We start from the raw sequence: 13,957 nt of genomic DNA on the forward strand, positions 1-13,957 counted from the left end.
TCCTCAACTGGCATCATGGTCTGCTCAAGGCGGCTTTTTGTTGTTTGCGTTCCTCGCCGGGGTCGATGCCTTCATGAAGGATGGCGCGAACTTCCGCGCATTTGATGCGGACTTCTTTCAAGCCGATTTCAGGGTACACGCCAAGAGAAAGCCGTTTCTCCTTTCCGGCAAAGCGGTACTTGAAACGCCACCACTTGCCCCCACTGGGGGCAACTTCCAGATACAAGCCGCGTTCGTCAAAGTAACGCTGGCGCTTGGAAGTGGGAGCAATGTTGCGGATTTCGCGGTCTGTGAGCGACATGGGGGCAACTCTTTCGGGGTATTGCTTGGGGGCAATTGTTGCCCCGAAAGTTGCCCCCGTAATGGGTCAGATGTCGCTGGTTACACGAGGAAAAACCCGGAGTAACCAGCCAAGAAAACCTTAGTTTCTTAGCTTCTCGGTCAATCCGGGTTTCTTCGATTTGAATCTTTGGCGGAGGGGGTGGGATTCGAACCCACGTACCGGCTATTAACCGATAACTCGATTTCGAGTCGAGCGCGTTACGGCCGCTTCGCTACCCCTCCGCGTCGTATGGCGGAGTCGCGCCGGGCAAATTGCCACAGCGGAATCGGAGAAACCTTCTAGCGTACTTTCGCGTGAAAGGCAACGCCGCGCGGGCTTTTTTCGCCGGATACCCGATGCCGTCCGGCGTGGCTGCACCGCGTCTGAGGCAGGGCGTATGCTTATGGCTTCTGTACGATTGCGGCGCCGAACACCCCGTCCGCGCCCGCATGATTACTTTTTGTCCAGCACCGCCATGACTTCCAGGGCATCGGCCTGCCGCGGATCGGCCTGCAGGGCGCGCAGGGCAGTATCCTCGGCTTGGGCGCGCCGATGCCACTCCAAATACATTTTTGCCATTTTGCCGAAGGTGGAGGGATGGCCGCCGAAAGTGCGCAGAATGGCCTTGTAGATATTTTCGGCCTTTTCGAATTCACGCAGTTTCAGCCAGGCGGCCACGGCTCCGGTGTAGGCCGCCGCTTCACGGGGTTGAGCCTGCATGGCTTCCTCATACATTTCGGCGGCTTCCGTATATTGTCCGGCGGCGGTGAAAATCTGGCCCAACTGGATGCGGATGCCTTCCTCGTCGCTGAATTCCTCGGCCACGCGTTTCAGAAAAGCGCGTCCCTTGGCGGGCTGGCCTTCGTGTATCAGTTGCACGCCGGTCCGGATCAGATTTTTTTTGCGTTCCAGGCGCGCTTCGGCTTCCTGCCGGATGGAATTCTCCGCCTCTTCCCGCAAAATTTTGGCCAGGCCGTCCAGCACGGTGGCCAGGGCGCTTTCCTTGCCCTGATGATAGAAAATCTCGCGGGGGATGCCGCTTTGGGCGGGGTCGAGCAGAGGCTGCATGCTCTGATGATGGACCAGGGCGCTCAGAAATTCGCTGATCTGGATGTCCAGCTCCGCCCTGGCCGCGCGCGTCAGCTGCAGGCCCGCGTATTGGCGCAGGGCCGCGCTCATGGAGGTCAGGGCCCGCTTCACTTCATTGCGGCGCAGATAGCCGTTGGCGCGGGCGATGTTTTCACGCACTTCCTTGGGCGCGACGGTGAGCATGGTTATTTTGCCTCCTGCCAATGCGCCGCGATGGCCTGTCGGTGGGACTGCAAAAGATTCAGCGCGGCTCTCGGCACCAGATAATCCACACTGCGTCCGGCCAGCCAGAGTTCGCGGATGCGCGAGGCGCTCACGGCCAGCCAGGGCAGCGGCAGAAAATGCGCCAGCCCGCCGCCGGGCAGGGCCATGCAGCGGCCTCCGGGCAGAACAGGCGGGTGTTCGCGGGCCTCGGGCCAGAGGGCGCTGGTCATGTCCGTGAATTCCTCGGCTGTGAGATCGCCGCGCGGCACCACCACGAAGTGGCAGAGCCGGGGCAGTTCCAGACCCTGGTGCCAGGTGGGCAGCAGGGCGAAATCCGGGCTGCCCAGCAGAAAATAGAAGTCCGTGTCCGGCTCCGCCGCGCGATAGGCCTGCAAGGTGTCCCAGGTGTAGGAGGGGCCGTCCCGCAGGGCTTCCAGACGGTTGCAGCGCAGCCAGGGCAGGGGGGCCAGGGCCGCCTCCAGCATGGCGGCGCGCAGCTCAAAGGGCAGCAGGTGCCCGGTTTTCTTGTGCGGCGGCTGGGCGCAGGGCACCATATCCACACTCTGCACCAGGTCGCCCAGTGCCTCGCGCGCCTCCACGGCCAGACGCAGATGACCCACGTGCGGCGGATTGAAACTGCCGCCCAGAATGGCCCGGCCCGGACGCCGGACGCCGTGCGCCGTCATTTACTGCCGTACCTGCCCCTGGCCCAGCACCACGAATTTGGTGGTGGTCAGCTCCTGCACGCCCATGGGGCCGTAGGCGTGCAGCTTGGAGGTGGAAATGCCGATTTCCGCGCCCAGGCCCAGTTGGCCGCCGTCGTTAAAACGGCTGGAGGCGTTGACCGCCACCATGGAGGCGTCGGCCTCGCGCAGAAAACGCATGGCGTGGCCGTAGTCGCGGGTGCAGATGATTTCGGTGTGGTTGGAGCCGTAACGGGCGATGTGGTCCAGGGCCGCGTCCAGATCGTCCACCACGAGCACGGCCAGGATCAGGGCGTGGAACTCCTGGCCGAGATCCTCGGGCTGCAGAAGCACGGCACCGGGGCCGAGCAGGGGCAGGGCTTCCGGGGAGGCCCGGAATTCCACCCCGGCGGCGCCCAGTTTCGCTGCCGCCAGCGGCAGAAAGTTCGTTGCCGCGTCCTTGTGCACCAGCAGGCATTCCAGGGCGTTGCACACGCCGGGCCGCTGCACCTTGGCGTTGAAGACGATCTCCAGGGCCTGATCCTGATCCGCATCCGCGTCGATAAAGGCGTGGCAGACGCCCTTGAAGTGCTTGAGCACCGGCATGGTGGCCGCTTCGGTGACGGCGCGCACCAGGCCTTCGCCGCCGCGCGGGATGATGACGTCGATGTACCGGTCCAGCTTGCACAGGGCCGTCACCGCCGCATGGTCCGTGATGCCCACCAGCTGCGCGGCCTGGGGCGGCAGGCCCGCGTCGGACAGGGCCGTTTGCAGCAGCCCGGCCAGCGCCGTGTTGGAATGCAGGGCCTCGCTGCCGCCGCGCAGAATCACCGCGTTGCCCGCCTTGATGCAGAGGATGGCCGCGTCGATGGTCACATTGGGCCGGGCCTCGTAAATCATGGCAATGACCCCGAGGGGGATGCGCATGCGTCCCACCAGCAGGCCGTTGGGCTGTTGCCATTGCTGTTCCGTGACGCCCACGGGATCGGGCAGCTGGGCCACATGCAGGCAGGCCGCGCGCATCTCGGCCATGATGGCCGGGGTCAGGGTCAGGCGGTCCAGACGCGGGGCATCCAGGCCCGCGGCGCGGGCCGCGTCCAGATCTTTGCGGTTGGCGGTCAGGATTTCCTCTTCCCGCGCGGCCAGCTGGTCCGCCAGTCCGATCAGGGCCCGCGTCTTGATTTCGGCGCAGGCCCGGCTCATGGCCCGGGCCGCTTCACGGGCCCGCGCGGCCAGGCGTTCCATTTCTTCCGCAGGCGTCATGGCTGCTCCTTTGCGCCGCCGTGAGCGGCGGGGATATTTATTTTGACAGGGAGGCTGGCTTTGGCCTATGTAAATAGTTCCGTCAGGAACAGCCTGCCCGCGTCGCGGGCTTCCGGCTTTGGGCAGTTCCGTCTCCCTAAGGAGTTTTTGATACATGAATCCGCAAAAGAATCAAGGCGAGGAGACTTCGCCCCTGTTTCGCGATCTGCAGGCTGAAGTCAGTTCCGAAAGCGCGCCCCTCCTGCAGTTCATGCTGCGCCATGCGGGCATTATCGCCGGTGTGGTGATCCTCTTTCTGCTGGTCCTGGCAGGCACGGGCATCTGGCGCTGGTACAGCGGCGGCAAGAACGAGGACGCCCGCCAGGAACTGGCGCGCGTCAGCATGACCATGCAGGGGCAGGAACGCCTCAAGGCCCTGGCCGCCCTGGCCGACAAGGCCCCGTCTGACGTGCGCCTTTCCGTGCTGTTGGCCTGGGCCCAGAGCGCCCTGGAGAGCGGGGACGCCGCTGTTGCCGCCGAGGTTTACGCCAAAGCCGCCAAGCTGGACGCCGACGGCGCGCTGGGTCTGGCCGCCGCCCTGGGCGAGGCCGGAAGCCTGCTCAAGGCGGGCAAGAACGCCGAGGCCCTGACCTTGCTGCAGGGCCTGGAAGCGCGCCTGCCGGGTGAAAACCGTTCCGTCCAGCTGCGCCAGATGCTGGCCGAAGCCGCCGCCAGGGCGGGGCAGAAGGATCTGGCTGCCAAGACCTACCAGGCCCTGGCTCAGGAAGTGAACGGTCTTGACGGGGAGTATTTCCGCGTCCGGGCCGAGGCGCTGGTTCCCGCCGCCGGGAGCGCGCCTGAAAAGCCGGTTCAGAACTAGTGTCTGATTGCGAAAAAACGTGGTTTTTCGCTGACTCACGGCGGTTACGCCGCCGCAAAACCCTACGGGTTTTGTGTGTCTGATTTTCCCAATTAGACACGAATACGCCGTAATGCGTGCCGGACGCCGACCGCGCCCGGCGACGCCGGGGCGGAAAAGTCCGGCTGGGGGTATCCATTTGCGGCCCGCGCGGCACGCGCGCAGGGTCTGGAGGAAGCATGAGCAACGATCCGCTGTTGCGCGGCGCCCGTGGGGAGCGCCATCTGTTATTGGGCAATGAAGCTATCGTGCGCGGCGCTCTGGAAGCGGGCGTGCACATGGTTTCCTGTTATCCGGGCACGCCGTCCTCGGAAGTGGCCGACACCTTCCTCCGCTTGGGCGGTGAGGGCCGCTACCGGCTGGAATACTCCATCAACGAGAAGGTCGCCATGGAAGTGGCCGCCGGCGGTGCCTTGGGCGGCGCCATGAGCCTGGTGGCCATGAAGCATGTGGGCCTCAACGTGGCCGCCGATCCCCTGTTTACCTCGGCCTATATCGGCCTGCCCGGCGGTCTGGTGGTGCTCACGGCCGACGACCCCGGCTGCCATTCCAGCCAGAACGAGCAGGACAACCGCCATTACGCCCGTTTCGCCTCTCTGCCCTGTTTTGAGCCCGTTTCGGCTCAGGAAGCCAAGGAAATGACCCGCGAGGCCTTCCGTCTGGCCCGCGAACTGCAACAGCCGGTCATGTTGCGCACTACCACCAGGGTCAGCCATATGCGCGGGCCCGTGGATTTTGACGATCTGCCCGCGCCCCAGCCCAAGGTGGCCTTCAAGCGCGAGCCGGGACGCTTTGTGCCGGTGCCCGCCGTGGCCTGCCGCCGTCATCTGGCTCTGGACGCCAACCTGGAAAAGGCCCGCCAGATCGCCGAGGGCAGCCGCTTCAACGTGGAGCGCGAACCCGCCGGACAGACCCGCCTGGGGATCATCGCCAGCGGCGTGGCCCGCAATTACCTGGCCGACGCCCTGGCCAGCGGCGGTTGGGAAGACCGCGTGCGCGTGCTGGAACTGGGCATGACCTGGCCCCTGCCCAGCGAAATGATCGTCGCGTTCCTCCAGAAATGCGACCGGGTGCTGGTGCTGGAGGAAGGCGCGGACCTGCTGGAACAGGACGTGCGCGCCCTGGCCCAGCGGCGCGGCCTGAACGTGCGCATTGAGGGCAAGAATGAAAATCTGACCGGCCAGGGGGAATATTCCACCACCCTGGTGCTGCGTCGCCTGTCCGCCTGGCTGGACTGCCCTTGTCCGGCCAAGCCCGCGCGTCCCGTGGAGGCGCAGCTGCCGGGCCGTCCGCCCAACCTCTGCCCCGGCTGTTCGCACCGCGCCGTTTACTATGCCGTGCGTCAGGTATTCGGGGACGAAGCCATCTATTCCAGCGACATCGGCTGCTACACGTTGGGCCTGCTGCCGCCCCTGCGCACCGCGGACTTTCTGGTCTGCATGGGCTCGTCCATTTCGGCGGGCAGCGGCTTTGCGCGGGCTTCGGGCAAGCCGGTGGTGGGTTTCATCGGCGACTCCACCTTTTTCCACTCCGGCATGACCGGCTTGGCGAATGCGGTCTTCAACCACCACGATCTGCTGTTGGTCGTTCTGGACAACGGCACCACGGCCATGACCGGCCATCAGCCCAATCCCGGCATGCTGCAGGAAATGCTCGGCGACATGAGCGTGCATATGGATATGGAAGCCGTGGTGCGCGGCCTGGGCGTGACCGAATGCGTCAAGGTAAAGGCCTTCAATCTCAAGGCCGTGACCAAGGCCCTGGAGGAAATGAAGGACAAGTCCGGGGTGCGGGTGCTCATCGCCGAGGAGCCGTGCGTGCTCTATGCCCGTCGTCGCCTCAAGAAAGGGCAGCCCCAGGTGGCCCAGGTGGTGCAGCAGGGCGAGGAAGCCTTGCGCTGCCTGGAGCAGCTGGCCTGTCCGGCCTTTTATCGCCAGGGCGACAATCTGGCGGTGGATGAAACCCTGTGTTCCGGCTGCATGATCTGCCTGCAGATCGCTCCCACGGCCTTTAAAGCCAAAAAGCGCTGAGTGGTGAAACAATGAAAGCACACGACAAGCAAAAACGGATGCGGATTTATTTCACCGGCGTGGGCGGCCAGGGTACGTTGACGGCGACTACCCTGCTGGCGCGTACGGCTCTGCAGGCCGGTCTGGATGTGGTGGCCGGGGAAGTGCACGGCATGGCCCAGCGCGGCGGCGTGGTGGAATCCGTGCTGTTGCTGGGCGGCTGGCGTTCGCCCAAACTGGACTTCGGGGAGGCCGATGTGCTGCTGGGCTTTGAACCTCTGGAAACCCTGCGCGGCCTGCCCTATCTGCGGCCCGGCGGCACGGTGTTTTCCAGCAGCGATCCCCTGCCGCCGGTCAGCGTCTCCCTGGGACAGGCCGGCTATCCTGACATGGCCTATATTGAGGAACAGACCCGGCTGGTGGCAGGGCAATGCCGCTTCATTCCCTGCCGCGAGCTGGGACTCCGGGCCGGTTCGGCCCAGAGCGGCAATACCGTGCTGCTGAGCGCGGTCTGCGCCTCCGGCGTGCTGCCTTTCGGCGTGGACGCCTTGGAAGCGGCCATCAAGAAGTTTCTGCCCGCTAAGCTGCAGGAGTCCAATCTTAAGGCCTTGGAGTTGGGCAAGACGGTTCTGGCCTAAGTCTGTTGGCACTACGGCCCTTTCGCCCTCTGCCTGCGTCAGAAAGACTTTTTATTCCGGCCGAGTACCACAAGAGTACACTCCTTCCATAAAAAGTCTTCCTTCCTTGGCAGAGAACAAAATTTCTCGTAGTGGCCAACAGGCTTTGAAGAGTAACAGCCCTGTAAAACAACAGCCCGCCGTGGTGAAAACCATCGGCGGGCTGTTTGCTTTCAAATGCCGGAATCCGGGATTACTCTGATTGCAAAAATTTTGAGTAGAGTTCTGCTCTCAATTTTCGGAGGATCGTCAGAGAAAAAACGTGGTTTTTCGCTGACTCACGGCGGCTGCGCCGCCGCAAGACCCTCTAGGTTTTGTGTGCCTAATTTTTTAAATTAGACACTACATGCCCAACTGGGCCAGCATATCGTCGATGGCCCCCTGAGAGACGCCTTTCTTGGGACCGTTGAGCGAGGAAACGACCTTGCGGTTCTGGCGGAAATCCTCCACAGCCTTGCTGGCTTCCTCTTTCAGGGCCTGGGCGTTCTTGGCCGGGTCTTTTTCCGCGCCGTCCATGATCAGGCCGGAAGAGACATAGAGCTCCACCACGCTGTTTTCAATCTTGTTCAGAGCCGCCACCACCCGTTTGATCCGCTGGCCCGTGATGTCCTGAAAACTCAGGGTGGTCAGCAGGCTGGTGAGATCATCGCCCAATTGGCTGTTGATCTCGGCAAGGCGGGCCTTCTGGCTTTCCGTGGCCGTGCCTTCCCGCACGGCGGCCAGCAGTTCCGCGCTTTCGGCTTGGAGATCCAGATGCTTCTCCACGATTTCCATGATGCTCATGGTGGCTGTTTCCGTGGCTTTGAGCACTTCCCCCAACTGGTCCGAAGCCTCGTGGAACAGGGCGTCCGTTTCGGGCACGGGCAAAGCCTGATCGCTGGAAGCCGTGGAAATCTGCTGGTAAATATCCTTCAGCCCCTGGCGCATGTCCGTGCTCAACTGTCTGTACACGGTCGGCTCATCTGCGTGGTCCGCCATCCCGTTCCCCTTTCCGGCCCTGCCGAAAGGTTAGAGTGCTGCGAGTAGGGGGCCGGGCCCCTCAGAGTCTGTACCCCTTGTCATGACAAGGGGTTGGCTGCAAACCCTTGCCGGAGCGGTTCACACATTTCATGCCTGAGCCGCTCTCCGCCGTGAGACGTTTTGCCGCCGGGACAGGCCCGGCGGCAAAACACGCTCCGGACGAAAATGACCGCTTACTTGTTGGTCTTCAAAAAGCTCTTGGCGCGGGCGGCTTCCGGTGAATTGGGGAACTTCTTGATCAGTTCCTGCATCCGGGCTTTGGCCGCGGCCCCCTGGTTGATTTTGCTGAAGCTGATGCCCTGCTTCAGATAGGCGCCGGGCGTGCGCGTGGACTTGGGATATTTTTTGATCACCGTATCATAGGCCAGGGCCGCGTCCGCGAACTGATTGCGCTGGAAGTAGCACTCCGCCAGGTAGTACTGGGCTTCCGGGGCCAGGTTGTGGTCCTTGTAATTTTTCAGAAAGTCCGTGAAGGAGCGCTGGGCTTCCTCGTACTTGCGGGCGTTGAAGGCATTGACGCCCGCGTCGAAGAGGGCCAGGGAAATGTCCTTCTGCGGGGCCTGCACCACGGGCTGGGGCGAGGGCTGGCCCCAGGTGCCGGCGTTGGGAGCCTGGGCGGGCTGGGCCGCCTGCTGGCCCTGATAGGGCTGTGTGCCCGCAGGCACGGCCGCCGTGTAGCCGGGACTGCCCACGGGCATGCCGCCCTGGGCCGGTTGGCCGTAGGTTGCTTCGGGCTGGCCGTACGACGGCGTGTTCGCCGTCCCGGTCATGGGCACGGCCGGAGTCGTCGGCGCAGCCGCCGACACGGGCGTGGACGGCAGGGGATCGCCCAGATTGAGATTCAGGGCCATGCTGCTCTCCACCTGGCGCAGGGCCGCATCATGGCGATTGACGCGTTCCACCAGGGCGCGCGCGCCGCCCACATTCTGCAGATCGTCCATCTGGCCCTTGAGGGTGTTCAACTCCTGCCGCATGGCCTGGAGCTGGTTCCAGGCGTCGGCCTGGGCGGGCTGCAATTGTCTGAGCTGCATGTCGTGCTGCTGCACCTGCTGTTCCAGATTCAGGGTGCTGCCGCCGCCGGAGCCGCTCTGCACGCAGGCGCCCAGCAACAGACTGGCGCAGCCCAGGAGCAGGAGATGGGAAGAACGGGATCTGTTCATGATAGCCTCGTTTCAGCGTTGAATTTTTCCACAGGCCTTGGTGCGGCCCGTAAATATGTAGATGATGCCGCCCAGTACCGGCAGAAAGACCACCAGCACCAGCCAGAGCGCACGTTGCTGGGGCGTCTCGAACTCATGACTCCAGATGTGCCAGATGCTCCAGAAGCTGGGAAGCATGGGAATCAAGGCTACCAGCGGATGCCACCAGGCAAAGGTCATGCTTTTCTCCCCGTGCCGGACGTGCCGCGGTCGGACGCGCCGTCCCGCGCGTTTTCCGGCGATTTGCGCCAGATGACCAGACAGGCCAGAAAGGCGCCGATACAGATGGCCATATCCGCCACATTGAAGGCGGGCCAGTGCCAGTCGCCCCAGTAAAAATCCAGAAAATCCACCACGGCCCGGAAGCGCAGGCGGTCCGCCAGGTTGCCCAGAGCACCGCCCAGCACCAGGCCCAGCCCGGCGAAAAGCCAGGGTTGATGGCGTGAGCCGCGCACCAGGGCGATGATGGCCCAGGCCGCCACCACGGTGGCCGCCAGGAAGAGCCAGAACTGCCATTCAATGTCCGAGCGGTTCAGAAAACCGAAGGCCGCGCCCCGGTTGCGGATGTTGATCAGGTCGAAGAAACCGGGGATCACCACCACGGGCCGGTGCTCGGGAATGGCGGTCATGACCCACCATTTGCTGAGCTGGTCCAGCACAAAGGCCAGCGCGGCCAGGCCGCCCAAAATCAGATAGCGCCGTCTCATTCGGCCGCGCGTCCTTCCTGCTCCCCGAGGGGAAGGTTTTTGAGCACCGCCGCGCAACGCGGGCAAAGCGTGGGATGGGCCGGGTCCGTGCCCAGTTCCGTGCTGTAAATCCAGCAGCGCTCGCACTTTTCGCCGTGGGCCTTTTCCACGCCGATGGCCAGGCCGGACACTTCGCTGTCGCTGTAGGCATCTTTCGGAGCCTCGGCCAGGGGGGCCAGTTCCAACTGGGAGACGATGCAGACCGCGCGCAGGTCCGTGTTCAGGCTTTCCAGGCGCTCGCGCAACTCGTCGGCCAGGTAGAGCGTGACCCGCGTATCCAGGGAATGGCCCACCACGCCGTCGCGGCGCAGGGGTTCAATGGCCCTGGTCACCGCGCCGCGCACGGCCAGCAGCACGTTCCAGTCGTCGCGCCGGCCTTCGGGCAGCAGAAATTCCTCGCCGGACACGGCCTGCAGGGCGAAGACCGTGGGTTCGGGCCCGCGCAGGTCCGCCGGAAGGTGGCTGAAGATTTCCTCGGCTGTGAAGGAGAGCACCGGAGCCATGTCGCGCAGCAGCAGACGCAGAATGTGCCACAGGGCCGTCTGGGCCGAGCGGCGTTCCCGGCTGGTCGCGCCCGAGGCGTAGAGGCGGTCCTTGAGGATATCCAGATAGACGGAGGAGAGATCCGTGACGCAGTAATTGTGCAGGCTGTGGTAGACCTTGTGGAATTCAAAGTCCGTGTAGGCCTGCTGCACGCGCTCGTGCATGCGCGCGGCCACGTCCAGGGCAAAGCGGTCCAGGGGCAGCAATTGCTCCAGGGGCAGCAGGTCCGCTTGGCTCAGGCCGTCGATGTTGCCCAGGATGAAACGGCAGGTGTTGCGGATGCGGCGGTAGGCGTCCACCAGACGGCCCAGGATCTGGTCCGAAATGCGGATGTCTTCGCGGTATTCCACCGAGGAAACCCAGAGGCGCACGATCTCGGCCCCGAACTTCTCGATGAGTTCCTGCGGGGCGATGACATTGCCGATGGATTTGGACATCTTGCGGCCTTCGCCGTCCACCACGTAGCCGTGGGTCAGCACCGAGCGGTAGGGAGGCCGCCCGCGCGTGCCCTCGGACACCAGCAGGGAACTGTGGAACCAGCCGCGATGCTGGTCCGAGCCTTCCAGGTAGAGGTCCGCCGGGTAGGAGAGCTCTGGCCGCGCTTCCAGCACGGCCGCGAAGCTGGTGCCGGAGTCGAACCAGACGTCCAGGATGTCGCTTTCCTTTGTCCAGTGGCTGCCGCCGCAGTGCGGGCACTTCAGGCCGTCGGGCACGATCTCGCTCAGGTCCGCCTCGTACCAGTAGTCGCAGCCCGTGGGGTGCTTGGCGAAGCGGTCGCTGATGTCGCGCATCCAGGCGGGATCGTTCCAGGCCTCGCCGCAGTCCTCGCAACGCAGGGCCAGGATCGGCACGCCCCACTGGCGCTGGCGCGAAATGCACCAATCCGGCCGGGATTCGATCATATTGTAGATGCGGTCCCGGCCCCAGGCCGGAATCCACTGCACGTCCTTGTCGATGCTCTCCAGGGCCCGCTTGCGCAGGTCGTTTTTCTCCATGCTGATGAACCACTGGGTGGTGGCCCGGAAGATCACCGGATTTTTACAGCGCCAGCAGTGCGGATAGGAATGCTGAATTTTGCCTTCCTGGAGCAGCGCGCCCTTTTCCTTGAGCTTTTCAATGACCTTGGGGTTGGCTTCGGTGACCGTGAGCCCGGCGAAAAATTCCACTGTGGGCAGAAAACGGCCCGCGTCGTCCAGGGGAGAATAAATGTCCAGGCCGTACTTGAGGCCCACTTCGTAGTCCTCGCGGCCGTGGCCCGGCGCGGTGTGCACGCAGCCGGTACCCGTGTCCAGGGTCACGTGCAGGCCCAGGGTCAGGGGCGAGGGACGGTCGTAGAAGGGATGGCGGGCCACCAGACCTTCGAGCTGCGCGCCCGTGGCCCGGCCCAGAGTTTTGGGATCGTTCCAGCCGAACAGGGCGGCGCAGGGCGCGAGGCGTTCCTCGGCCAGCAGATACTGGCTGCCCCCGGCCTCCACCAGCACGTAAGTGAATTCCGGATGCAGGCAGACGGCCATATTGTCCGGCAGGGTCCAGGGCGTGGTGGTCCAGATGACCACATAGGCGCGGGAAGGGTCAGCCTGCGGGAAGACTTTGCCCAGGCCCGCGTCGGGCAGGGGAAAGCGCACGTAGATGGAGGGGGAAGTGTGGTCGTAGTATTCCACCTCGGCTTCGGCCAGAGCCGTATGGCAGGAGCAGCACCAGTAGATGGGCTTCTTGGCGCGGATCACGCTGCCCTTTTCCACAAAATCGGCCAGTTCGCGCGCCGTGGTGGCCTCATAGGCGGGCTTCATGCTCATGTAGGGATCGTCCCAGTCCCCGAGCACGCCCAGCCGCTTGAATTCCTTGCGCTGCACGTCGATCCACTTGGCCGCGTAGTCGCGGCAGAGCTTGCGCACCACATGGGCGGGCAGGGTCTTTTTCTTTTCCTTGAGTTCCTGCTCCACCTTGTGCTCGATGGGCAGGCCGTGGCAATCCCAGCCCGGCACATAGCGGGAGGCGTAGCCCTGCATGTTGCGGGATTTGACCACAATGTCCTTGAGAATCTTGTTCAGTGCCGTGCCCATGTGAATGTGCCCGTTGGCGTAGGGCGGCCCGTCGTGCAGCACATAGGCGCCACGGCTGCCCGAAGCCTCGACCATGGCTTCGCGGGCGTTGATCTGGTCCCACTTCTTGAGGGTTTCCGGCTCGCGCTGGGCCAGATTGGCCTTCATGGGAAAGGCGGTTTGCGGAAGATTCAGGGTTTTTTTGTAGTCACTCATGCTGGCTCCCAGCGGCTGTGCCCGGCCCGAGGGCAGAAGAGGATGCGGGCGAAAGAAAAATCGCTCTAGTGTGGGCAAAGAGCGCCCTAAAGTCAAGAAGGCCGCTTTTCTGCGGCCTTCCCGGGCGTGGGCTTGTCGGCATACACTGTGCGGAGAGGCGGCCTCAGAGCAATTTCACGTTGGAATCGCTCCGGCGGCTGCGAGAGCTGACGTCAGCCACGAGCGTCAGTCGTTGGCGGCTATGCCGCCTTACGGATGACGACAGCAGAGATAGGCTGAAGGCAGCGCCAACGTTGAGAATGATAATTCCCAACGTTAATCCGGGCTAGAACGGGGCCGGCGTGCCCTCCATGGCTTCGGCCAGTTCGCGCAGGGCCGCGAGGCTGTCCTGAGCCTCCTGGGGCGTCATGGTATGCAGGGCGAACCCGGCGTGGAGAATGACATAATCGCCGATCTGCGGCGGTTCAGGCAAAAGCATGACGGAAGCGGTCAGAAAGGTCTGGCTTTCGCCCACGCGCACGCGGGCCATGCCTTCTTCCTGAAGTTCCACAATCTGGGCGGGAATGGCTAGACACATGGCGGGGACCTCACTGCACTGAAGAATAAGCATTCATGGCGTAACGGCAAGACGCGCCGGGCGCGCCGCCGGAAAGCTGTCGGGCCGGGAGAAATATCAGCATAGCAGGGGAGCAATGGCGAAGCAAGGGCGGCGGCGAACCTCAGCGGGACAGGCGCATCAAAAACATGCTGTCAGCATATGCTTATAGGTATCGTTTTACCCAACCGCGATTGCGCATCAATCGTGAAGGAAGGACATCCGCGCCCGTGATGCACGCGCGGCATGAAAAAAGGCGGGGCCTTGCGGCCCCGCCTTGCTTGCGCCCTGCTACTTGGGACTGTTGTTGCCTTTCTTCTTGTCCGGGAAGAGCACGAAGTTCCAGTACAGCACGTAGAGAGGCAGCACGACGAACATCATGACGTAAGCCCAACTCTTGGTGTACAGGAAGTAGTCATAAAAGGTGTGGAATTCCATGGTCTTCTCCTTG

The 13,957-nt window shown here is 63.5% G+C and carries 14 protein-coding genes and 1 tRNA gene; 3 read left to right on the forward strand and 12 right to left on the reverse strand.

Annotation, left to right across the window (positions count from 1 at the left end; genetic code table 11):
* Window positions 1-13 precede the first annotated feature (13 nt).
* The 5 genes from HMPREF0326_RS06005 to HMPREF0326_RS06025 form a co-directional block, all read right to left on the reverse strand.
* Window positions 14-301, reverse strand: coding sequence for an Arm DNA-binding domain-containing protein (locus tag HMPREF0326_RS06005; protein WP_008686322.1), 288 nt, complete (start codon window positions 299-301; stop codon window positions 14-16).
* Between the two features lie 169 nt (window positions 302-470).
* Window positions 471-564, reverse strand: a tRNA-Ser gene (locus HMPREF0326_RS06010).
* Between the two features lie 211 nt (window positions 565-775).
* Complete coding sequence (locus HMPREF0326_RS06015; RefSeq protein ID WP_008686321.1) at window positions 776-1,594, reverse strand: tetratricopeptide repeat protein; 819 nt, start codon at window positions 1,592-1,594, stop codon at window positions 776-778.
* 2 nt (window positions 1,595-1,596) lie between these two features.
* Window positions 1,597-2,301, reverse strand: coding sequence for a nicotinate (nicotinamide) nucleotide adenylyltransferase (gene nadD / locus HMPREF0326_RS06020; protein WP_008686320.1), 705 nt, complete (start codon window positions 2,299-2,301; stop codon window positions 1,597-1,599).
* Window positions 2,302-3,561 carry a glutamate-5-semialdehyde dehydrogenase gene (locus HMPREF0326_RS06025; protein WP_008686319.1) on the reverse strand — a complete coding sequence of 420 codons (1,260 nt, stop codon included), beginning with the start codon at window positions 3,559-3,561 and terminating at the stop codon, window positions 2,302-2,304.
* Between the two features lie 154 nt (window positions 3,562-3,715).
* Between HMPREF0326_RS06025 and HMPREF0326_RS06030 the strand changes: the two genes are divergently transcribed.
* From HMPREF0326_RS06030 to HMPREF0326_RS06040, 3 genes are all read left to right on the forward strand, one after another.
* On the forward strand, window positions 3,716-4,420 hold the full coding sequence (locus HMPREF0326_RS06030; RefSeq protein ID WP_008686318.1) for a tetratricopeptide repeat protein: 705 nt from the start codon (window positions 3,716-3,718) through the stop codon (window positions 4,418-4,420).
* Window positions 4,421-4,638: 218 nt separating this feature from the next.
* Window positions 4,639-6,489 carry an indolepyruvate ferredoxin oxidoreductase subunit alpha gene (iorA, locus tag HMPREF0326_RS06035; protein ID WP_008686317.1) on the forward strand — a complete coding sequence of 617 codons (1,851 nt, stop codon included), beginning with the start codon at window positions 4,639-4,641 and terminating at the stop codon, window positions 6,487-6,489.
* 11 nt (window positions 6,490-6,500) lie between these two features.
* Window positions 6,501-7,106 carry an indolepyruvate oxidoreductase subunit beta gene (locus tag HMPREF0326_RS06040; protein ID WP_008686316.1) on the forward strand — a complete coding sequence of 202 codons (606 nt, stop codon included), beginning with the start codon at window positions 6,501-6,503 and terminating at the stop codon, window positions 7,104-7,106.
* A gap of 381 nt (window positions 7,107-7,487) precedes the next feature.
* Here the strand turns inward: HMPREF0326_RS06040 and HMPREF0326_RS06045 are convergent, their stop codons facing one another.
* From HMPREF0326_RS06045 to hmcD, 7 genes are all read right to left on the reverse strand, one after another.
* Window positions 7,488-8,123, reverse strand: a complete 636-nt coding sequence (locus HMPREF0326_RS06045) for a protein phosphatase CheZ (RefSeq protein WP_008686315.1) — start codon at window positions 8,121-8,123, stop codon at window positions 7,488-7,490.
* 215 nt (window positions 8,124-8,338) lie between these two features.
* Window positions 8,339-9,325, reverse strand: a complete 987-nt coding sequence (gene ybgF / locus HMPREF0326_RS06050) for a tol-pal system protein YbgF (RefSeq protein WP_008686314.1) — start codon at window positions 9,323-9,325, stop codon at window positions 8,339-8,341.
* 12 nt (window positions 9,326-9,337) lie between these two features.
* Complete coding sequence (locus HMPREF0326_RS06055) at window positions 9,338-9,544, reverse strand: PLDc N-terminal domain-containing protein (protein WP_008686313.1); 207 nt, start codon at window positions 9,542-9,544, stop codon at window positions 9,338-9,340.
* The gene (gene lspA / locus HMPREF0326_RS06060; RefSeq protein WP_008686312.1) at window positions 9,541-10,071 is read right to left on the reverse strand and encodes a signal peptidase II; all 531 of its coding nucleotides are present in this window, start codon (window positions 10,069-10,071) and stop codon (window positions 9,541-9,543) included. Before lspA ends, HMPREF0326_RS06055 begins: the two co-directional genes overlap by 4 nt.
* Entirely contained in the window at window positions 10,068-12,911 is a 2,844-nt protein-coding gene (ileS, locus tag HMPREF0326_RS06065) for an isoleucine--tRNA ligase (RefSeq protein WP_008686311.1), read from the reverse strand. The genes lspA and ileS overlap by 4 nt, the downstream gene beginning before the upstream one ends.
* 325 nt (window positions 12,912-13,236) lie before the next feature.
* A complete protein-coding gene (locus HMPREF0326_RS06070; protein WP_008686310.1) occupies window positions 13,237-13,488 on the reverse strand; it encodes a HypC/HybG/HupF family hydrogenase formation chaperone in 252 nt (83 codons plus the stop codon).
* Window positions 13,489-13,797: 309 nt separating this feature from the next.
* Window positions 13,798-13,944 carry a sulfate respiration complex protein HmcD gene (gene hmcD / locus HMPREF0326_RS17175; protein ID WP_009303442.1) on the reverse strand — a complete coding sequence of 49 codons (147 nt, stop codon included), beginning with the start codon at window positions 13,942-13,944 and terminating at the stop codon, window positions 13,798-13,800.
* Window positions 13,945-13,957 lie beyond the last annotated feature (13 nt).

Source organism: Desulfovibrio sp. 3_1_syn3, from assembly GCF_000145315.2.
Taxonomy (GTDB): Bacteria; Desulfobacterota; Desulfovibrionia; order Desulfovibrionales; family Desulfovibrionaceae; genus Desulfovibrio; species Desulfovibrio fairfieldensis.

Coding starts and splice junctions, on each gene's coding strand:
- HMPREF0326_RS06005 (WP_008686322.1), bottom strand. CDS start 301: ATGTCGCTCACAGACCGCGAAATCCGCAACATTGCTCCCACTTCCAAG.
- HMPREF0326_RS06045 (WP_008686315.1), bottom strand. CDS start 8,123: ATGGCGGACCACGCAGATGAGCCGACCGTGTACAGACAGTTGAGCACG.
- ybgF (WP_008686314.1), bottom strand. CDS start 9,325: ATGAACAGATCCCGTTCTTCCCATCTCCTGCTCCTGGGCTGCGCCAGT.
- nadD (WP_008686320.1), bottom strand. CDS start 2,301: ATGACGGCGCACGGCGTCCGGCGTCCGGGCCGGGCCATTCTGGGCGGC.
- HMPREF0326_RS06040 (WP_008686316.1), top strand. CDS start 6,501: ATGAAAGCACACGACAAGCAAAAACGGATGCGGATTTATTTCACCGGC.
- HMPREF0326_RS06070 (WP_008686310.1), bottom strand. CDS start 13,488: ATGTGTCTAGCCATTCCCGCCCAGATTGTGGAACTTCAGGAAGAAGGC.
- lspA (WP_008686312.1), bottom strand. CDS start 10,071: ATGAGACGGCGCTATCTGATTTTGGGCGGCCTGGCCGCGCTGGCCTTT.
- HMPREF0326_RS06025 (WP_008686319.1), bottom strand. CDS start 3,561: ATGACGCCTGCGGAAGAAATGGAACGCCTGGCCGCGCGGGCCCGTGAA.
- iorA (WP_008686317.1), top strand. CDS start 4,639: ATGAGCAACGATCCGCTGTTGCGCGGCGCCCGTGGGGAGCGCCATCTG.
- HMPREF0326_RS06055 (WP_008686313.1), bottom strand. CDS start 9,544: ATGACCTTTGCCTGGTGGCATCCGCTGGTAGCCTTGATTCCCATGCTT.
- HMPREF0326_RS06030 (WP_008686318.1), top strand. CDS start 3,716: ATGAATCCGCAAAAGAATCAAGGCGAGGAGACTTCGCCCCTGTTTCGC.
- hmcD (WP_009303442.1), bottom strand. CDS start 13,944: ATGGAATTCCACACCTTTTATGACTACTTCCTGTACACCAAGAGTTGG.
- ileS (WP_008686311.1), bottom strand. CDS start 12,911: ATGAGTGACTACAAAAAAACCCTGAATCTTCCGCAAACCGCCTTTCCC.
- HMPREF0326_RS06015 (WP_008686321.1), bottom strand. CDS start 1,594: ATGCTCACCGTCGCGCCCAAGGAAGTGCGTGAAAACATCGCCCGCGCC.